The 18,496-nt window shown below is 68.3% G+C and carries 17 protein-coding genes and 1 pseudogene; 12 read left to right on the plus strand and 6 right to left on the minus strand.

Annotated elements, in window-relative coordinates:
- Nucleotides 1–123: 123 nt before the first annotated feature.
- The 6 genes from ACFZBU_RS42350 (at nt 124) to ACFZBU_RS42375 (ending at nt 5,493) form a co-directional block, all read left to right on the plus strand.
- Nucleotides 124–918: a DUF317 domain-containing protein gene (locus tag ACFZBU_RS42350; protein WP_391589123.1), complete on the plus strand. Its 795-nt coding sequence runs from the start codon at nt 124–126 to the stop codon at nt 916–918.
- Complete coding sequence (locus ACFZBU_RS42355; protein WP_391589124.1) at nt 915–2,234, plus strand: hypothetical protein; 1,320 nt, start codon at nt 915–917, stop codon at nt 2,232–2,234. Before ACFZBU_RS42350 ends, ACFZBU_RS42355 begins: the two co-directional genes overlap by 4 nt.
- A 102-nt stretch (nt 2,235–2,336) precedes the next feature.
- Nucleotides 2,337–2,558: a hypothetical protein gene (locus ACFZBU_RS42360; protein ID WP_391589125.1), complete on the plus strand. Its 222-nt coding sequence runs from the start codon at nt 2,337–2,339 to the stop codon at nt 2,556–2,558.
- Nucleotides 2,559–2,845: 287 nt separating this feature from the next.
- Complete coding sequence (locus tag ACFZBU_RS42365) at nt 2,846–3,523, plus strand: hypothetical protein (RefSeq protein ID WP_391589126.1); 678 nt, start codon at nt 2,846–2,848, stop codon at nt 3,521–3,523.
- A 244-nt stretch (nt 3,524–3,767) separates the two neighbouring features.
- On the plus strand, nt 3,768–4,436 hold the full coding sequence (locus ACFZBU_RS42370; protein ID WP_391589127.1) for a hypothetical protein: 669 nt from the start codon (nt 3,768–3,770) through the stop codon (nt 4,434–4,436).
- 595 nt (nt 4,437–5,031) lie between these two features.
- Nucleotides 5,032–5,493 carry a hypothetical protein gene (locus ACFZBU_RS42375; RefSeq protein WP_391589128.1) on the plus strand — a complete coding sequence of 154 codons (462 nt, stop codon included), beginning with the start codon at nt 5,032–5,034 and terminating at the stop codon, nt 5,491–5,493.
- A gap of 131 nt (nt 5,494–5,624) precedes the next feature.
- Here ACFZBU_RS42375 and ACFZBU_RS42380 read toward each other — a convergent pair whose 3' ends face one another.
- The 3 genes and pseudogenes from ACFZBU_RS42380 to ACFZBU_RS42390 form a co-directional block, all read right to left on the minus strand.
- Nucleotides 5,625–6,101: a hypothetical protein gene (locus tag ACFZBU_RS42380; RefSeq protein ID WP_391589129.1), complete on the minus strand. Its 477-nt coding sequence runs from the start codon at nt 6,099–6,101 to the stop codon at nt 5,625–5,627.
- Between the two features lie 513 nt (nt 6,102–6,614).
- Entirely contained in the window at nt 6,615–6,809 is a 195-nt protein-coding gene (locus ACFZBU_RS42385; RefSeq protein WP_391589141.1) for a hypothetical protein, read from the minus strand.
- 142 nt (nt 6,810–6,951) lie between these two features.
- Nucleotides 6,952–7,890 (minus strand): annotated as a pseudogene (locus ACFZBU_RS42390) (asparagine synthase-related protein); the annotation flags it as partial.
- Nucleotides 7,891–7,943: 53 nt separating this feature from the next.
- Between ACFZBU_RS42390 and ACFZBU_RS42395 the strand changes: the two are divergent.
- The gene (locus tag ACFZBU_RS42395) at nt 7,944–9,107 is read left to right on the plus strand and encodes a hypothetical protein (RefSeq protein WP_391589130.1); all 1,164 of its coding nucleotides are present in this window, start codon (nt 7,944–7,946) and stop codon (nt 9,105–9,107) included.
- Between the two features lie 211 nt (nt 9,108–9,318).
- On the opposite strand, the gene ACFZBU_RS42400 is transcribed toward ACFZBU_RS42395, so the two are convergent.
- Nucleotides 9,319–10,845: a GIY-YIG nuclease family protein gene (locus tag ACFZBU_RS42400; protein WP_391589131.1), complete on the minus strand. Its 1,527-nt coding sequence runs from the start codon at nt 10,843–10,845 to the stop codon at nt 9,319–9,321.
- 251 nt (nt 10,846–11,096) lie between these two features.
- On the opposite strand from ACFZBU_RS42400, the gene ACFZBU_RS42405 reads away from it, so the two are divergent.
- From ACFZBU_RS42405 to ACFZBU_RS42420, 4 genes are all read left to right on the plus strand, one after another.
- The gene (locus ACFZBU_RS42405) at nt 11,097–12,110 is read left to right on the plus strand and encodes an EcsC family protein (RefSeq protein ID WP_391589132.1); all 1,014 of its coding nucleotides are present in this window, start codon (nt 11,097–11,099) and stop codon (nt 12,108–12,110) included.
- A 609-nt stretch (nt 12,111–12,719) separates the two neighbouring features.
- Nucleotides 12,720–13,733 carry an ABC-three component system protein gene (locus tag ACFZBU_RS42410; protein ID WP_391589133.1) on the plus strand — a complete coding sequence of 338 codons (1,014 nt, stop codon included), beginning with the start codon at nt 12,720–12,722 and terminating at the stop codon, nt 13,731–13,733.
- Nucleotides 13,730–14,191, plus strand: a complete 462-nt coding sequence (locus ACFZBU_RS42415; RefSeq protein ID WP_391589134.1) for an ABC-three component system middle component 2 — start codon at nt 13,730–13,732, stop codon at nt 14,189–14,191. Before ACFZBU_RS42410 ends, ACFZBU_RS42415 begins: the two co-directional genes overlap by 4 nt.
- A complete protein-coding gene (locus ACFZBU_RS42420; protein WP_391589135.1) occupies nt 14,184–16,025 on the plus strand; it encodes a hypothetical protein in 1,842 nt (613 codons plus the stop codon). The genes ACFZBU_RS42415 and ACFZBU_RS42420 overlap by 8 nt, the downstream gene beginning before the upstream one ends.
- A gap of 356 nt (nt 16,026–16,381) precedes the next feature.
- Here the strand turns inward: ACFZBU_RS42420 and ACFZBU_RS42425 are convergent, their stop codons facing one another.
- Entirely contained in the window at nt 16,382–16,747 is a 366-nt protein-coding gene (locus ACFZBU_RS42425; RefSeq protein WP_391589136.1) for a hypothetical protein, read from the minus strand.
- Nucleotides 16,744–17,007, minus strand: a complete 264-nt coding sequence (locus ACFZBU_RS42430; RefSeq protein WP_391589137.1) for a hypothetical protein — start codon at nt 17,005–17,007, stop codon at nt 16,744–16,746. Before ACFZBU_RS42430 ends, ACFZBU_RS42425 begins: the two co-directional genes overlap by 4 nt.
- 725 nt (nt 17,008–17,732) lie before the next feature.
- On the opposite strand from ACFZBU_RS42430, the gene ACFZBU_RS42435 reads away from it, so the two are divergent.
- The gene (locus ACFZBU_RS42435) at nt 17,733–18,398 is read left to right on the plus strand and encodes a hypothetical protein (RefSeq protein WP_391589138.1); all 666 of its coding nucleotides are present in this window, start codon (nt 17,733–17,735) and stop codon (nt 18,396–18,398) included.
- The last annotated feature ends 98 nt before the right edge of the window (nt 18,399–18,496 follow it).

An 18,496-nucleotide genomic window follows, 5' to 3' on the forward strand; every position in this document is an offset into this window, starting at 1 on the left:
GCGGCACGGCTGGGCCTCTCGTACGCCGACGAGAGGCCCAGCCGCCTCGACCAGCACACCCACCCACACCGCTTCCGCACCCTGTGGCGAACTTCCCGCCGCCCGTACCCCAAGGGAGGAACCGTGACCAACCAACCGAACCCCTGGCCGGCCGCCACCACCGTGACAGTCCCACCCGGGCAGACCCTGATCCGCCCGACCCGATGGGCGACCGACGGGACGAGCGGTGCCGAGGCGCTGCGCCGAGTACAGGCGCCGGCCGGATGGCACTGGGCCCAGGACACGCACGGCAACATCCACGTGCGCTCGACGACCGGGCGCGTGTGGGTCGGGTACCTGCCACAGGCCCTCCCGACGGTCCCGCACCCCAACGCCCCGACCGACCTCGACGCCTTCGGCGTCCACCCGATCCGGGGCATCTGGATGATCGACGGCTACCCCTACGGCGACAGAGCCTGGAGCATCTGGTTCAACGACACCGAGCACTTCCGCCGCGGCGACCACGTCCCACCGGAACTCGTCGCCGCAGCAGTCTCCGAACTGGCCGCGCCGGGACACGAAGAGCCGGACTGGCTCGCCGACCCCGGGAACCCCGATGCCGTCTGGGCAATCGCCCGCGCAGCCGACTGGACGCTCCACCACGCCGACAACGACGACACCACCGCCCAAGCACCCGACCGCACCGCCCAGCTCTACCACTTCCCCGGAGACGTCGAAGTGCCCGACAACCGCAGCACCTGGCTGCTCCGCGCGGGACATCTTCCCTACCCGGGCCACCCGGGGCTGTGGGAAGCCGGCTTCTCCGCCGCCGCCCCCGCCGCTGTGATCGCCGCCGTGATGCGCGTCCTGACCTGCCCCGGTGTGCGGAGCCACCCCGAAGGCCCTCGTCCGACACCCGAGCAGGGGGAGTCCCGATGAGCACTTCGCGTCCCCACAGCCCACCGACCGCACTGACCCGTCTCGCGAACACGGCAACCGCCCGACACTGGAACATCGAGGTCCAAGAGGGCGCCGGCTGGTGGGCGTTGACCATGTCGGCACTCGTACGCCGCGCACACGACGGCGCGCTGACACAGGCACGCATGCGCGCGGTGTGGAGCGGACCACGAAACCGCTTCGACGCTCGCGCGTCCCAAGCCTGGGCCGACGACGCTCCGACGAGTCGGACCGTCAACCACACCGCGATCACGGCCACCCTGGCCAACACCCACGTGGTGGACCCCACCCGTGAGGCAGCCGGCGACACCAGCGGCGGCCTGGACGCAAACGCATGGGCGGCCCAGGCAGACGAGCACGCCACCAAGGCCGCCGCGGCACATGCGCGCGCCACCGAGGTCCTGGCGCGCCTGACTCCGACGCGGGCCCGCTGGGCAGCGGCCGCCAAGGCCACCGTCCGCGCGCACCTCGACACCGCCGCCCAGGCGGCCGAAAGCGCCCGCGACGCCGCCGCCCGCGCCCGCACACCAGGACCGGACGCGGCGAACGCCCGCACCGCGCGGCAACTGGCCGAACTGGCAAGCCGGCACGCGAACACCGCACACACGGAGACCGACCTCGCCCGGGACGCCGTCCTGGACGCGGAGGCCGAACACGTCACCACACCCGCAGTGGCCCGCGCCCAGACAGCCCTGGACCGCGAGGCGGCCCAAGCAGACCCGACCCTGTCCGCCGCCGACTTCGCCAAGCGGGTGATCGGCTCGATCGGCAACGCCGACGAACGCTTCCAGGCATGGCACGACACCAACGCCCGCCGCACAGAGGGATACAGCGCGGCTTGGGACCGCTGGTGCGCCGCCTCGGGACAACCCCCAAGGGCCGAGACCTACGCCTGGCTGCTCGCCCACACCGCCCAGAAAACCGCCATCCAGAAGCTCGGTATGGCCGCCATCCAACACCTGGCAGACACCCCGGCCGCGGAATGCCTACGCGCCCTGACAACCGAGGCACAAGCCCTCACCGACGGCCGCAACCCGCCGACCACGTCCGCGCCCAGCTCCTCACGCCACGGCAACCGTCGGGACAACGTCCGCAGCGCGATCGCAGCCACGCTGGACCGCAACACACGAGGCATCGTCGCCGGCCTCGACCTCCTCGTCGTGGCCGACACCTGGGCCCGTCAACTTCCCGCCGAATCCCGGGCGCTGCGCGAAGCGACCCTGATCATGCACGGAATCGACCAGCGACGACGTGACCGCCGTCGCCGACACCTCGAAGCGACCGGGCCGCAAACGTAGGCACCGACCCCGTAGGGCGTGGGGAGCCGAGAATCCGGGTACCCCTGCGCCCCCGGGCCGCTGCTCCGATCCATTCCTGATTCGACGGCAAAGGACCGCGAGATGAACTCCCCGAGACAGGCGTACCTCGAATACCAGGTGTCCCTCACGCTCGGCCTCCACACCGAGGGGTTCGACATCCCGGCGATCGTGGCCGACCTGATCGCCGATCACGACACGATCCAGTCCGTCGACGACGTGGATAGCGACGACTACTGGGACGTCGTCCGCGAGCACGACAGGGACACAAGTCCGTCAGACCAATACCGGTGCCGACCACAGTAAATGCCTGTCGCAGCGGACGACTTGGATCGGCGAGAACGTCCGCTACGACTGCGAAGTCCCGAGGCCAGACAGGAACGGCCGTGCCTTCCCCGGGACTCGCGCGGCCCCGCCAGTTCCCGCGGCGGCCTCGGTGCCCCTCTGCGGCACGGCTGCACTCATCGTCGGGTCATCGTCCACCGATGCGACCCAGAATCGAATAACTATTGTTTCAATACAAGAAAATTGCTATTCTGGTCTCTCGGAACACCGTCCCCGCTCCGCTCTCGTTCGATACGGCAGGAGGCGACATGGACCGGCGTAACGTCACCGATCACGAAGGCACCGTCCACGAGGGACTGCTCAACGCCCACACGGGATTCTTGATCGAACTGGCCTGCGGCGCAGGCCGCTACAAGGTCGTGCACCCGTACGAGCAACTGGACCCGGCACGCCTCACGGACGCCCCTCTGTCCTGCGCATCGTGCACGGAGGTCACCACCGCCGGCCCCTCGGCATGCTGGCACCTCTACGTCGTCACCCGGCAGCACGCCGAGGCGATTCTCGCACTCGCCGACCGTCACGGATACGCGCCCGGCCTGGATGAAGAAGCGCTCCGCCTGGCCCTGCTCGAAACCCGAGCCCCGGCCGATCGCCCCACCAGGGAGCTGTACCCCCTGATCACGGAACACCTGACCGACATGCTGACCGAGCGGGCACTGACCACGCATGAGGGAACCCCTCGCGTACTGGTCGAGTACCAGCGACACACCGGCGGAACCGTTCAGGCACCGATCGGTATCGGGGACCGCCTTATGTACGACGGCACCGCCAGCGGCCTCTGGTCGATCGTCGAGGTCACCGCCGTCGAGGACACCCCGAGCGGAACGGTCGTCACCGTCTGCGAAAGCGGGCGGTTCGCCCGTCGCTGGCCAGCGGACGAGATAAGCAGTCTGTTCTTCCTGCTGGACCGCTCTCCCAGGACCTGAACACAGGGTCGCGTGACCCCACGTACCGCGAGAGCGGGCAGGCGACCAAGAGGCCGACGCGACTTCGCCCCGCTGCTCATGCGTCATGTCGAGGACCAGGCGCTCGTGCAATCTTCGCGGCGTCGCCCATCCAGGATCCATCCGGGAGGCATCGCTCCGGACGGGAACCACACGCGCCTGCGTTCGCCGGATCGTAATCGGGATCGCTCCCGACGCGCCCTCACCAAGAATCGGAGGGAAGGCAGTGACCTTCACCGGACTACGTATCCCCGGCACGTTCGAGATCGTTGCGGCCGACGGGCGTTGCGACGGCACCTTCACCCGGGAGGGCCTTCCGCTCGCGGAGATCATCCTGGCACGCCTGATCGAGGAGCAGCCCGACGCGGGCTGGCGCCTGAAGTACATCCACGAGGACGAGCGGGACGTGCGCGTCGAGGCGCGGCACCTGTTCACTCTCGAGCAGGGCCAGGACTCCGACCTGGAGCTCAGATACGGCCACAAGAGGTTCTGGGACGAGTGGGACAGCGAGCTGACCGAGAGGTACTGGTGCCGTACCGAGACCGACCGCCACGGTGCCCGGTACACGATCAAGTGGCACTCCGACGCATACCGGTCCAACGGCTGCGGCCGGGTGGTCAGCACAACGTTCATGGTGGCCGACGGCGTACACCCCCACAGACGCCCGCCGAAGCACGGCGCCATGAACCCGGTGACCGAACTCACGCAGCCTCCGAGACGACTGTGCGTGGGGGAACGGCTGCGCAACGCCCAGGGGGTCTGGAGGGTCGACGCATCCTGGTACGCAGTCGACGGGAAAGCTCGCTACGTGCTCACCCGCTCGGACGGCCACCAGGAGACGCGCGCAGGCACCGCCATGGCAGATTTCCACCTGATCCCGTCCCTCGATTCCTGATGTGTCACGCCCGGTGCTCGGCGCGGTGTCCGCCGTGCAGCCACTCGGCTCGCCCGTCCGCGGCCGCCCGGTCCGGGAGAATCGACCTGCAGCCGCCACCCGACGTCGGGGTGCTCCGCCCCGGCTGTATCGGTGTGGCCTGGAGCGGTTGAGCCGAGCTGGCGCCCGCGTGCGCGGTGGTTCCTGCGGCGTCTCTCGGTTTCCTGTCGGGTTTTCCTGTCCGGTTTTCCTCACGACTTTCGGGTGCTCCGTCCCGGCTGTTTTGAAAGATCTTGTCGATTGATCATGTGTTGACCGTTGGGTTTGCAGGATCTGGGATTTTGGATCTTGGCTGCGTGTCCCGGATCTTGCTGTCTTGCTCGGCTTTGTCTGGCCTGTGGGCTGTGGTTTTGCAGGATCTGGGACGGATGGTCGGTTCCGTTGGGAAAACCCGTGGGTGGCGGTTGGGGTCGCCTTGAGGGTGCTGATCTTGATGTGATGCGGTGATCACCTGCTGCGCGTCGCGATTGAGGATTCCCTTCCGGGAACGTCCCGGGTCGGTCGCGGCGTTCGCGGATCGTACGGCGAGGGATTTCCGACGAGGGCTGGGGAACCGATGGCGAACGGCTGCACGCGGGGCGTGGTGGTGGAGAGAGCGGTGCACACCGCGCTCAACCGCGCCATGGACATCCGCACACGCGACCACGCCTCGCTCGCCCATCTGGCCATCGGCCTGGACCACATCGAACGCTGGCTCGCCGACCACACCTTTCCCGGCCCCTCCCTGCGCGCCCTTTCCGTCGACGACATCGAAGCGCTCAACGACACACAACTGCGCGGGGCGATCGCCGACCGCGTCGGGCCCCTCAGCGCCAAATCCGGCGAAGCCGTGCCCTTCGTGCAGATCCGCGTGAACCACGCCATGGGCACCGACAACCGCGCCCAGGCCGACGACGACCAACTCCGCGTCGGACTCCGGCAGATCCAGGCATGGCTCGACAACCCCGGCTCCTACCCCAGCGACACCCGCCTCCCACCGCGACCCCGCCGCTCGTCACCGTCACGAACGCGAGCGTGAGCGGGCAGGACACCGAGCCGAACGGACGGCGCGAGCCGACCCTCTCGCCACAGCGACGTCCGTCCGTCGGCTGTGACGCGAAGGGCGGACGCGTTCGTCGCGCCGAATCGCTTCCGGAACTGCGTGCTCTCTCACCGGTCCGGCTCCTCCTGCGCGTCGCCGATGGCGACACGCAGGTCGTGCATGCTCTGCTGGACCTCGATCATGGAAGCCTCAGCTCGGCCGAGGGCCAGCCGGACGCCGTCCACGTCACCCTCGCGGAAGCACAGGTGGGCGCCGAACACGTCCCCCGCGACCGCCATGGCCATGGATGACGCTGCTTGCCCCGGGAGAGTCTCGTCCTCGTCGAGCCCCAGGAGTTGCGCCCCGGTGCGTTGCAGCCGGTTGATGAGCACGTTGGCGGACAGGACCGAGTCCGGCCCCACCTGCTCGATCCAACCCTGCAGCAGTTCGCCTTCGTCCTGTTCGTTCGCCGGCCGCATCGCGGCGGTGGTCTCCAGTTCCACCTTGGCCAGCAGGGCACCGAGTAGTCGTCGGCGGTCCTCGTCCCGCGGACCCTCCGGTCGTACGTCCGGTTCGAAGAGAGGTTCGGCTCCCAGCGCAACCATGGCTCTGTAGACCTGTTCCACGCCCACCGGGTGTTCGCTGCTGATGCTTACGGTCCCAGCTTCGCCGTGAGGGACGCTCTCCGGACCGTGACCACGCCGCGTCGTGGGAGTTCCACCCTTGTGCGTCACGGCGGTTGCTCGCCCATCATGGATTCGGCTCTCCGCCGAGCCGCAGGTCGACACGGTCAGGGGCGGGGGAGCCCGCGGTAGTCCTGTCCGGAAATGGGGACGAGGGCATGGGCTGGGGCGATCTGGAGGTGCAGGGCGGGGCCGACCTCGTACCCCCCGGCACCGAGTAGCCGGTCCACAGCGGCAAATCGACCCGCAACGCCCACCCGCCGCGAAACGTGCGTTCCCATCGCACCGCCCGGCACAGGAGCACTCCGCGACCCCCGGGTTGGCGTTAAGTCCGGGCCCCGTGCCCGTCTCGTGCCGCCGCAGCGCCGCAACAGCACCCGATGTCTGCGCTGGGACCACGGCCACTGCCGTCGACGTCACCTTCCCTGCGCGCGTTCACGGGTTCCCGACGGCGTCGACGATGTTCGGATCGGAGGCCAGGCGCAGTTGGGCGGGTCGGAACTCGCCGGGTGTGGTGTAGCCCAGGACCACGACCCGAACGCGGGTCCCGGCCGGGTACCAGCCGTCCGTGTCCCGCCACAGCGGCTCCGCATACTCCGGTTCCAACAGGCCGACCTCGCCGTTCGGCATGTCGACCATCATTCCGAAGGGGCGGTGGCGGACCACCACCGCCTTGCCGGGAGTCGGGGGCCAGCAACGCGAGCCCGGGCTCGTCACCGGGCACCGGACGTCCCATGCCGGAAAACGCGCCCGGCATCTCGTCGTCCTGGTCGATCCACAGGTGCGGGATGCCGCCGAGACGGTCCAGGACCGCGCGGGCGTGCCGGGCGTCCTCGCCGCCGCGCCCCGCCTCCCACGTCAACGTCGCCGCCACCACCCCCAGGTGGTGGCCGAGCACCGCCAGCGCGCCGGAGTCCATACCGCCGGACACCGTCGCGACCACCCGGTGCCGGCCGGCCGCGCAGGTCGCCAGCGCCCGCGCCAACGCGTCCCGGCACGAAGGTGCCGCGTCCGGCAGGTCGGCGTCGTCGTCGGGGAACGCCCAGACCCTGACGATGCGTTCGCCTGCACAACCGGTCTCGATCGCGGATCCCGGCGGCACCAACGCGACCGCCTCGTACGGGCTGCGGCGCGCGTGCACCGACGGCGGTGCCCAGCCCGCCAGTCGCGCCGCCGTTCTCGGTGTGCAGTCGTACCGTCGTGAGTATGCGCTGCCATTCGAGGGACCACCGTTGGGTGGGGTCTTCGCGTCCGGTGGGGTTCCAGTCGGGGTCGATCGTGGCGAGCCGCTCCCAGCGTTCGGCCCAGCGCGCGACGTGTTCGTCGTCGTGGCGGCGTGGGCGGCGACGCGTGTGCTCGACGCGGGGTTGTCTGCCGTTCCTGCGGAGCAGCTGCCGGTCGTGGACTCCCCGACGACGCCGTCCATGAGCGCATCGGACGTCGCGGCGTTGTGTTCCCGGCCGAACGTGGCGTGCGCGTCGGCGACTCTCACAGCGAGGAGCCGAGACGACCCCGCCGCCCCGGCCGATTCCCCGGCCCGTGCTCCGGGACCGCCCCTACACCTTCTCGGAGGCTGCGGCGTAGAGCAGCCGGTCACAGCCGGAACCCGCTGTCCCCGCTCCGACTCGGGTCGTCTGCGACGCCGTCGGCATTCACCCTCATGGAAAAGCGCAAGCGTCTCTCCCATGGTGGGTGTATGAACAAGATCCATCAAGGGCCCGGCAGCACCGTGCCCTCAGCAAGCCGGACAACAGGGGGATACGCATGGCACTGCGACGAGGCCGGAAGGGCGACCTGGGGCTCGAAGTCATGTCGTTGATCGAACTCGCGCTGCCGACTCCCGATGGTCAAAGGCTGCTCAGTGATCGGCATACAGAGACCGCCACGGCGATCAGCGACGCTCTACGTTCTTCGCTGGACAACGTCTCCAGGCTGCGAGGCTGGCAGACGCAGTACGCATTTGAAGCTGTGGTGGTGGCCCTCGGCGCTATTCGTTTGATCAAGACCGAGGATTCGGGGCTGTTTTACTTCGATGACGGGGGTGGTGAGCTCCAGCCGCCGGATTTCCGCATCGTCCTGAACGATGGCACCCATCTGTTGGTTGAGGTCAAGAATGTGGCTCCGACCGGAAGCGACCGTGAGGCCAAAGTACGGGCGAAGGACATGGCCTCGACCCAGGCTTACGCCCAAGCCACGGGCGGACGGCTGCTCTACGCACTCTTCTGGAGTCGTATGGGCATGTGGACGCTGGTCGACCCGTCCGCCTTCAGCATCGCCGGGAGTCAGCGGCGACTGTCCTTCGTCGACGCGATCAAGGTCAACGAGATGTATCTGCTCGGGGATGGAATGCTCGCGATCGAACCTCCCCTCACTTTCTCGGTGATCACGGACCGAGACAGGGAGCGGGTTGTGGAACGGCTACCGGACGGTGAGGAGACGTGGGCTTTCACCATCGGCGGGATCGAACTGCTGAGCGCTGGGCGGACCATCACCGATCCCGACGAAAAGAAGTTGGCATGGTTCCTGATGTTGCACGGTGACTGGCCGCAGACCGAAGAGCCCCAATTTGATGAACAGGGCCGATTGGCGAGGCTGGACTACATCTCTGCGCCAGAGGCTCCGGACGAAGATGCCGCTCGTCAGATCGAGGAGCAGGGATTCGCCTTCTTCGGCACCCTCAGCAGGCTGTACACCCTCCGGTTCCTGGAGGCCACCACTACGGAAGAAGGCGATATCCGTGCGCTGCGTGAGGAGCCCGAGCCGGCCCTGCTCGCCCAGCTGGTCCCCGATGACTACTGGGAACGTCCGGAGCACGTTCTGCGAATCTGGCGGTTTCGTCAATACCCGGCAGGGATCGCTCCTTCCGGCACCCCTTCGGGGGCTGGTTCCGCTACTACGTCCATGCCCGTGCCGGGTCCGGGCGATTGAGCCAGGTCATGAGCTTGCGGTTGGCGGCGAGGTCATCGTCGCCACTGCGGAACCCAACCGAGGCCGCCGCACGTGGAACCCCCGGGCTCCGCGCGCGCGGTCAACTGTGCGCTACAACCCCTTCGACGTCTTCGGCCGTGGCGGCGTGGGCGAGGTCTGGGCCGCCCACGGCGTTCGCCAGCGCCGCGCGCCCGCTTCGGGACGGTGGGCGTCAAAACAGTGTCGGCGGCTCCGTGGGAGAGGGGACGGCCGGGTGTTCCTCCCGGATGGCGGCGCGCAGTTCGGCGGCACTGACCCGTTGGGCGTCGAACGTCTCGGTCCATCCGTTGGGCAACTGCACGGCGGTCAGGAAGACGCCGTGGCCCGCTGCGCGGAGCCGGCGCAGAATCGCCTGCTCCACGGCCAAGGCGTCGTCACCAGTGGGCACGTAGCGCTCATAGAACAGCGCCCACCCGAAGCGGGCGTGCTGGGCGATGCGGTCGTTGCGCCGGCGGGCGCCGGCGACACCGATCTTGACGGCGTGATGCCGGTCGTGGGTGACGACGTAGACGCGGGCGGGTGCGGCGCGGTCGAAGCCGTGGCGGGCACAGTACTTGCAGCCGCGGCCGCTACGGACCTTGGCCAGGGTGGGGGTGGACGTGCGACCGCAGGTGATGCAACGGCACCGCCAGGGCGCCATGGACGTCGTGTACGGCTCCAGGGGCTCCAGACCGGACTCGCGCATCGAGACGGCGGCCCGCTCGGGGTCCTCTCGCCGCGCGGCGGCCGCACGCAGGTCGGCGCAGCGTCGGCATCCGCTCTGCCCGGCCAGGATCGATCCGAAGGTCGGCGAGGTGATCGTCCCGCAGCTGCGGCACAGGCACCGCCAGGGGTATTTCACCCCGCGGTAGGGCTCCTGGGGCTCGAACCCGTGCTCGCGTATCTCGGCGACGGCCAGGCCCTCGTCGTGCCGCTGCGCAATGCCGTTGGCCCGGTCGGCACACGGCTTGCACCCCGGGCGGCTTCGGCCGGCGAGGGAGCCCAACCGCGGGGAGACGATGGTGCCGCACCGGGTGCAACGGCTCTTCCACGCGAACGCGGTGCCCGGGTAGGGCTCCAGCGGTTCGAAGCCTGCCGCACGCATCACCGCGGACGCCGCCTCGGCATCGTTGCGCATAGCGGCGTCGGCCTTGCGCCGGCCGCAGGGCCGACAGCCGCCCTGCCCCCCGCGGATGGAGCCCAGCGTGGGCGTGCCGCAGGTGCCGCAGGTCAGGCAGCGAACGGGCCACGGGGTGTCCACGCCCTGGTAGGGGGCGAGGGGTTCCAGGCCGGCGGCGCGCATGTCGGCCGCTGCGGCGTCCGGGTCGACCGGTGCGTTCGGCGCGCACCATCGGCACGCCCCCGCCCCGGAGTTGATGCGGACGTAGGTGGGGGTGACCTCGCGTCCGCATGCCACGTGCCGGCAGCGCCAGTGCCGGTCGCTGCCCGGGTAGGACTCCAGCGGTTCCAGACCTGCCGCGCGCATCACCGCGGCCGCCGCCTCGGGTTCGATCCGGGCCCGTCCCGAGCAGTGGATGCAACCGCGCTGCCCCTTGGTGACGTTGCTCAGGCGCGGGGTGACCTCTCGCCCGCACGCCACATGCCGACACAGCCATGGGAGACCGCTGCCCGGGTAGGGGGCGAGGGGTTCCAGCCCCGCCGCCCGCATGATCTCCGCTGGCTCCCGGGGATCCTTACGCGGACGGCCGGTGCGCACCATCGCAACTCCCCCGCTCGATAGGCGGGGTCTACACCCTCGCTGCGGGCGCAGCATAAGGGTGACCACCGACAACCGGCCCTGCCTCATCTGCAGGCGCCTCGCGGCGGCCCAACACCCCAGTCGTCGCCGTGGAATCGCGATTCCCAAAACTCCGAGACGAAGGCGCACACCACGCCGTATACCTTCCTTCAGCCCGGGCTGCGGCTTGGGCATCGTGGCCCCAGCGATCGCAGTCGAGATGGAGAACCTCAATGAGCGCGTACGCCGACCCACTCGTCGACGGTGCAGCCCCGATGAACGCGTACGAGGGGCAGGTATGGGACACGCTCAACGAGTACTGGCAGTGTCGCAACAACCGCCGTGGTCTGCCGAACTGGGCGAGCGCCGCGCTCGGTCGCACCGGTGAGGTCGCGGGAAACGCCGTGAACCGGGTTGCGGACGCTGTGCCAGAGGCGGTCATGGAACCGATCCGCCGCACAGGCGACGCGGTTGCCAACAAGGCCTTGTCACCGGCGCTCGGAGCCGCGACAGCGCTGCTCGAACTGGTCAACGACTGCGCCCAGGAGCTCAACGACCCGAAGAGCGTCGAGAAGCTCGCCCGCAAGCAAGGTTTCGATCTCGACAGTTTCACCGAACTACGGCAGCAGGACCTCAAGGTCTGCGACCGGCTGCTGACCTCCAACACCCTCAAGTGGCGGACCGTCGGAGCGTTCGAAGGTGGCGTCATGGGTCTGCTGGCCATGGTCCCTGTCGCCGGCATCCCCGTCGTGATGACAGCGGACATCCTCGTCATCCAGGTCCTGAGCGCGTCGATCGCAGCGCGCATCGCGTACTCCTACGGCTACGACGCCAAAGACCCCGGTGAGCAGATCTTCATCCAACGCCTGGTACGCCGGTCCTTCATGGCACAGGCGGCCAAAATCGAGCCGTTGCGTAAGGCCACACGGGCCGCGGACGCGGTCAAGGGACGCGTAAGGTGGTCGGAAAAGCTCCGCCAGGACCACCGCCTCTTGGCCGCCCTTGAGAAGTTGATGCAGCACCTGGGCCCGGCCGGCTCCAGGGTGCCAGTTCAAAACGTCGCCAAGGTCGTGCCGTTCGTGGGTGTCCTCATCGGTGCTGGCATGAATGCCGCGGTCCTCGGCAGCGTGGCCGCCGACGCCCAGCGGTACTGCCAGACCCGATTCCTGTGCGACAGGTATGGGCTGCCGCTGCCGGCCGCACTGGCGACCGACCGGGACGACGACCCCCGGACCGCCGCCAAGTAAGTGATGGCCGCCGGTTCCACGATGCAGCCTCTGCGAGTCCCCACTTGGGGGCGAGCACCCCGCGCCCCGTCAGATCGTGCCTCGCCGTCCCGGTGAGACGTGCCAGTAGAGGGTCTGCCGGGAGATTCCGAGCTCCTTGCAGAGCTCGGCGACATTGGTGTCGGTTGAGCCGTGTCAGTGGTGGGTTGGGGGTGTGGGGTTCTGATCTGCGGTGCGGCACCGTTTGAGAATGTTGCTCGTGGGTGGAAGTGCCGCGTGGTGGTGGGTGCCTCTTCGGGTGGTGAAAGTGGCTGACTTGCGGTGTCGCAGGGGTTGAGAAAGCCCCGCAACGCTGTCGAGAATTCCCTGTGGCGTTGGTGATGACGGGGGAGTTCCCGCCGGAGGTCCTTGTCCTGATCACGGTGAACCTGCCTCTTAGCGGATGGTCTCGTTGCCCCGGCGACGTCGTCCCGAACGGTTGTGCTTCTTTCGTCTGCCCACGGTGAGTGGTATCACTTGCTTGCGTCGAGTGACCGGGGGGACGGTTTGTCGGATCAGCAGGAAGCGCTTGCGAGGGGCGCGGGCCGGCCGTCGTTGACGGTCCTGCCCCCTACGCTGCGGATGGCCTCGATGCCGTCGCCGAAGCAGATGGTTCCGTTCTTCGACCCGGACACGTTCGAGGAGTTTGTGAAGGAGTGGGTTCCGGCCCTCGAGACCAAGTACGTCCTGGTCGAACGGCACGGCGGGGCCGGGGACCACGGGATCGACGTGGCCGGGTATCTGTCACGGCAGAGGCTGGAGGGGGAGTGGCACAACTACCAGTGCAAGCGGTACGCGGCCGCCCTCGCCTGGTCCACCGCGGTCACGGAGATGCGCAAGATGTTTGTGGCGGCGGCGGCCGGTCACTTCACCGTACCGAAGCGGTACGTGTTCGTGGCCCCCATCATCTCGCGCAGCCTGCCACGTCAGTTCGCGAAGCCGACCGAGTGCCGGGACAAGTTCCTGCGGGAATGGGACACGGCCAAAGAGAAGTTCGTGACGGACCTCACCGCGGACGGGCGCGAGGCGGTGCGTGAGTTGGCCGCGTCCACCGACTTCGACATCTTCGAGTGTGTCGACCTCGACGAGATGCTCGAACTGCACAGCACGACCGTCCACTGGGCCGACCGTTTTCCGCACGCCCCCCTCACGCGTGGCCCCGAGGCGCTGATTCCTCCCGAGGAGCACGGCGAGGTGGAGACCCGCTACGTCCGGCATCTGCTCGACGTGTACCGCGAACGATTCCCGGACGCGATAACCGACCTGGAACACGTGAGCGAGGTCGCCGCGGCCGACGCCCACCTCAAGAGGCAACGCGAGGCGTTCTACACCGCCGAGGCACTGCGCGTGTTCGCCCGCGACGCGACCACGCCGGGTTACTTCGAGAAGTTGATGGAGGACGTGTACGACATCGTGGTGGAGGTGGCGGAGCGCACCTACCCGGACGGCTGGGAACGACACGGAGCCGTCACTGCCGCCGCGGGGAGCGTCCAGTTGACCCCGACGATCCTGACCCCTTTCGTGCAGCCGAACACCCGCAAAGGGGTATGCCACCACCTGGCGAACGAGAATCGCCTGATCTGGTGCCGGAAGGGACAGACGTGAATCCGCTCAACAGCCCGCTGGAGGTCGGAGTACGCGCCCTGGTCCTCCTGGCCGAGAGCCACCCCGAACCGTTGGACCTTGCCCAACTCGTCGTGCTCGACCACGTTCTGCTCCACAGCGGCGAGTTCGACGGCCCGCCGAGTCTGCATCCCGACCTCCCGGCCAGAGGGGGAGAGATCGGCATGAAGCGAACCGTCCTGGAGCAGGCCCTCCTCGTCCTGATCAGGGCCGGTCTCGCGGGTGTCCAGGACCGGAACGAGGGGCTGATGTACGCGGCCACCGACCGGGGCCCGGTATTCGTCGACGTTCTCGAAGCGCCGTACGTCGAGTCCCTGCGCGAGCGCGCCGAGTGGGTGATCCACCACTACTTCCCCACGGTGGACGCACGCGTCGCCACACGCGAGATCGTCAACTCCTCGTTCGCGGATCCGACACGGACGGAGACCGCTCATGGGTGACCTTCGTCTGATCCACCTCACGTACGCCGGGTCCGGCAAGCCGACCGCGGGCGTGGAGTTCGATCCGTCGTTGACGGTGATCTACGGCGCCTCCGACACCGGCAAGTCGTTCGTCGCCGAGTCCATCGAGTACATGCTCGGAGGCGCCCACACGCCGGTGGTGCCGGAAGCCGAGGGCTACAGCCAGATCCTCCTGGGACTGCGCCTGCCCGACGGCAGCCCACTGACCCTGCTCCGCGCCCCCGACACGAACACCGTCCACGTCCACCGACAAGATCTCAGAACCCTGGTGACCCGACCCGCCGACGCCAAGGTCACGGCGATTCACACGGCAAGCAGCAGGAACAGCCTCTCGCAATTCCTGCTCGGCGAACTCGGCCTGGCAGGACTGAAGATCCGCAAGAACGAGGCTGGTGGCACCCGCGGACTGGCCCTGAACGATCTCGTGCACTTATCCGTCGTTCCCGAGACGCGCATGGTCGCATCCTTGTCCCCGGTCCTGCACTCGAGCGCTTCCAGCGGCAAGACCGCAGCGGCCTCGGTCATGAGACTCCTGCTCACGGGCGACGGTGCCCCGGACGTCGCCACCGGGCCGAACGCAGGACAACGCCGGGTCAACAAAGGCAAGATCACCCTCCTCGACCAGATCATTCTCGACTTGAACGGCAAGTTGACCACCCAGGAGAACGTCAGGGAACTCCGCGCTCGCCAGGCGCGCCTGCAGGCGTCCATCGACGAACACTCCGCCACGCTGCGCGTGATGACCGACCGGCACCTCGACGCCGTCATGACACGCATGCGCATGGCCGAGGAACGCGCGACGCTGGAAGCGCGCTTGGCCGAGGTCGGCGATCTCGTCTCCAGGTTCGTCCTTCTCGAGGCACAGTACCGATCCGATCTCGCCCGCCTGGACATGGTCACCGAGGCGGGAAGCATCCTGGGCTACTTCCGGATGGGCACCTGCGTGTTCTGCGGCGCCGAGCCGGAGCACCAGGACCCGGGACACCGAGAGCACGAAACCACCCGGCTGCACATGGCGGTGCAGAGCGAGAGCGCGAAGACGAGCGCTCTGCTCGCAGACCTCCTCCCCACGATCGCGGACCTGCGCACGCAGTTCGATGAGCTCAACGCCCGGTGGGCGTCCGTCGTGGAAGGCGCCCACCGCGCCGACGAACAGATCGCGGCGGCGGAGCAGATGTCGGCTCCACTGCGCGAGCGTATGGAGGAGACACTGCGGGCCCGTTCGGCGATCGAGCGGAACCTGGACCTCCACGAACGGATCGACGAACTGGAGGAGCGGCGTTCCCGGTTGGACGGAGAAGGCGCGGAGTCCTCGCATCGCCCCGCCGACCATGTCCCCAACCGCGTCCTGTCGACCTTCGACGACGCGCTCCGCCGCACCCTGGAGGCATGGAAGGTCCCCTTCGTGGAGTTTCCGGAGTACGACCAGTACGCCATGGACGTCCGCGCAGGAGGGCGTCGTCGAGCCGGGCGGGGCAAAGGAATCCGATCGGTACTGCATTCGGCGTTCACCACCGCCCTGGCCCGCTACTGCCTGGCCGAGTCCAAGCCGCATCCCGGCTTCGTCGTCCTCGACTCCCCGGTCGTGACGTTCCGGGACCCCATCACCGAACCCGTGGGCGAGGACGTCGACCTGACCTCGAACGTCGTGGACCACTTCTACCGCGACATGCTCGATTTCCCGGGACAGGCCGTCGTGATCGAAAACGGCGACCCGCCCGCCGACGTGCTCGCACAGGCACGCGTCTACCAATTCGCCGGGGCGGGGTCGGGCAGGTCCGGATTCTTCCCGAAGCCGACTGACGGCGACTGACACGGGAGCCCTCCGAGGCCCTTCCCCTCCCGGTTGGCGGCTTGGTCCGCCTTCTCGGGAACGACCGCGCTGAAAGTACGGTGACTCACCGACGCCGCGGAGACGCACAGTCTCGCCGCGTCGATCCGCCGGGCTGGACCGGGGCCACGCCCGCCGGCACCCGCAGCCTCGGGGCCGACGTCACGATCACCGACCTGTACGAGGACATCGCCACCGGCCGCCACCGCCCCACCTGGGCCGACACCCGCCCCTGGCCCGACCCCGAACTCGAGGCTCTCCCGGACACCCGCATGCCGTCATCCGGCCTGGTGGCGGTCTTCGTCCGGGTGGGTGTGCGTCGGAGGGTGGCGGGTGGGTCAACTCGTCCAGGTTTTGAGTTGGGTGGCGACTTCTCGCACCGGGAGGCCTTCGCGTGCGGCCTGGGCCAAGGGGAGGACGGTGTCGAGGCCGGGGCTCACAGGGAGGCCGCAGGCGGCGAGGTAGGCCGCGGTGACGGTGGCCGCGAACAGCAGGTTCCTCGTCTCGAGGCTCGGGTTTCTGGCGAGTTCGCACAGGAGCGCGGCGGCTTTGTGGTGGGGCTCGGGGTAGACCTCGTGGTCGAGGATCTCCGCGCGGTGGCGTGCGTCGGCCGCGATGGGCACGCCGTAGTCGACGAACTGGGGGTCCCCGGGGATCTGCTGGGCGACCGCCAGGATCCAGGCGAGGTCGATTCGCAGGTTCACGCGGCGTCCCGCGGCGCGGTCCGTGCCGACTCCGCCGGGGGCCCCGGGTAGCGGTCCTCGCCGAACTCCGCCTCGAACCGGTCGGCGTACGCCGCCAGGAACGTCGCGGCGCCGGCCATGAACGCGGCGCGTGACTCGTTCACGTCCTGCTCGATCAGATCGGCCACATATCCTTGCAGGCTCAGGCCACGGCGCTTGGCCCGCTCCTCGGCGGCGGCCTTGACGGCCTCGTCCAGCCGGATGTTCGTCTGCTTACTCATGCCCACCACCATAGCTATATCCCGGTACCAGTGACTAGCAGGAGGTTGTCGCGACGCCATACGCGAGGCCGGCCCGTTGAGACGGCGTGCCACAAAGCCCGGAGATCGTCACCTGGGAGATGCCCCGGCAGAGCCACCTCCGCGCCGGTCTGCGCCGCGCGCAACCGGATTGACTGCTCCTGTGAGCCACCCACGAGTTCGGTGATCAACGCGCGTTCCTCGGCCGAGAGCATCGAGCCCTGGCCGCGCGCCTCGGAGCCCGCACAGCGCGGAATTCGATCCCGGGCCCGGCGGTGTCGGTGGTGGACGAATCGTCGGGAACGGTTCCCTGGGCCGCCGCCGATCGATGCGGTGCCTGTCGGGTTCATGGACCGGCTGCATCAACTGCGGGTGTCCGAGGGCGTGCTCTATCTCGGGCAGGGTGATTTCTGGTCCTGGGGTGACGGTCCCGAGGGCAGGTTCGCCTGTTCTGGGCATTCGATCGCCGCTGTCCGAAGCCGTGCTCGACCGGGTCCGCCTACCGCGCCCGGCTGGCCCTACCGGGCGTCGACTGTTGCCGTACAAGCGGCTGTGGTGGAGGTTACGGATTTGGCAATGTCTGTTCGCGGACGATGAGCTGGCCCGATTGCGGGGAATTCCCGGAGATCAACAAGGAAGAGTCGTGACCTGCCCGATGCCCCGTTCGCGACCCACGACCACCGCAAACCACCCATAGCATCACTGTCATGGGATCCGAATTGGCGACGTGGGGCTTCACGCTGGGCGCGGTGTTCATGGGCGCGGTCGCGTCCACGGGCGGCGAGAGCTACTTGGAGATGAGACGGGAGAAACGCGAGGCCGACCGAGCCAAGCAGCTGGTGGCGGGCGAACTGCTCCAGGCTCAGATGATCTTTTTTGCTACCGCTAAAGGCACACATTGGCCTCCTATCGAAGCCGCAGATGCTTTCCTGCCAACCTCGGCGTGGCAGGAGTATCGCTCTCGTCTCGCAGACACGGTGGACAAGGACTTGTGGGAACAGCTCGTGATGACCTACTCGCTGCTCGAACTCGACCGGGCACGGTTCGTCATGGCGGGCAAGCTCGCACCAGAGAAGCTGCTTGCACCCTCGGATGCGGTGGGCCTGATGCAGGAGGGGTGCAAGCTGGGACGTCTGCGCAGACGGCTCGGTGGCGGAGGGGGTGGGTGGCCGGAAGAAGAACTCAGACCCCTCGAAGACCGCCTTCGCGAGGCGGTCGATGGGCTCAGTCAAGGCGATCCAGAGAACGACACCAAGATCGCTGAGCTGAAGCAGGTTGCCACCGAGCTGGCAGCCCTGAAGCCAGGCGACGATGGCGCATGGTTGGCTCGGATCAACGAACAGCTGGAGAGAGTCAAACCCGACCAACAGTAGGCCTGGGCCGTTCTTGAAATGGCCTGAGTTGAATTGACGAGATCCTGCACGAGCCTTTGGTTCGTGTGGGATTTCGGCGTTTCAGGGGCTATTCGCGC

Origin of the sequence: Embleya sp. NPDC008237 (assembly GCF_042956465.1) — a bacterium.
Classification (GTDB): Bacteria; Actinomycetota; Actinomycetes; order Streptomycetales; family Streptomycetaceae; genus Embleya.

Bases quoted from the DNA above. Each gene is read 5' to 3' on its own strand.
- ACFZBU_RS42355 (WP_391589124.1), top strand. From the start codon at position 915: ATGAGCACTTCGCGTCCCCACAGCCCACCGACCGCACTGACCCGTCTC.
- ACFZBU_RS42360 (WP_391589125.1), top strand. From the start codon at position 2,337: ATGAACTCCCCGAGACAGGCGTACCTCGAATACCAGGTGTCCCTCACG.
- ACFZBU_RS42365 (WP_391589126.1), top strand. From the start codon at position 2,846: ATGGACCGGCGTAACGTCACCGATCACGAAGGCACCGTCCACGAGGGA.
- ACFZBU_RS42375 (WP_391589128.1), top strand. From the start codon at position 5,032: ATGGCGAACGGCTGCACGCGGGGCGTGGTGGTGGAGAGAGCGGTGCAC.
- ACFZBU_RS42380 (WP_391589129.1), bottom strand. From the start codon at position 6,101: ATGGTTGCGCTGGGAGCCGAACCTCTCTTCGAACCGGACGTACGACCG.
- ACFZBU_RS42385 (WP_391589141.1), bottom strand. From the start codon at position 6,809: ATGCCGAACGGCGAGGTCGGCCTGTTGGAACCGGAGTATGCGGAGCCG.
- ACFZBU_RS42395 (WP_391589130.1), top strand. From the start codon at position 7,944: ATGGCACTGCGACGAGGCCGGAAGGGCGACCTGGGGCTCGAAGTCATG.
- ACFZBU_RS42400 (WP_391589131.1), bottom strand. From the start codon at position 10,845: ATGGTGCGCACCGGCCGTCCGCGTAAGGATCCCCGGGAGCCAGCGGAG.
- ACFZBU_RS42405 (WP_391589132.1), top strand. From the start codon at position 11,097: ATGAGCGCGTACGCCGACCCACTCGTCGACGGTGCAGCCCCGATGAAC.
- ACFZBU_RS42410 (WP_391589133.1), top strand. From the start codon at position 12,720: ATGCCGTCGCCGAAGCAGATGGTTCCGTTCTTCGACCCGGACACGTTC.
- ACFZBU_RS42420 (WP_391589135.1), top strand. From the start codon at position 14,184: ATGGGTGACCTTCGTCTGATCCACCTCACGTACGCCGGGTCCGGCAAG.
- ACFZBU_RS42430 (WP_391589137.1), bottom strand. From the start codon at position 17,007: ATGAGTAAGCAGACGAACATCCGGCTGGACGAGGCCGTCAAGGCCGCC.
- ACFZBU_RS42435 (WP_391589138.1), top strand. From the start codon at position 17,733: ATGGGATCCGAATTGGCGACGTGGGGCTTCACGCTGGGCGCGGTGTTC.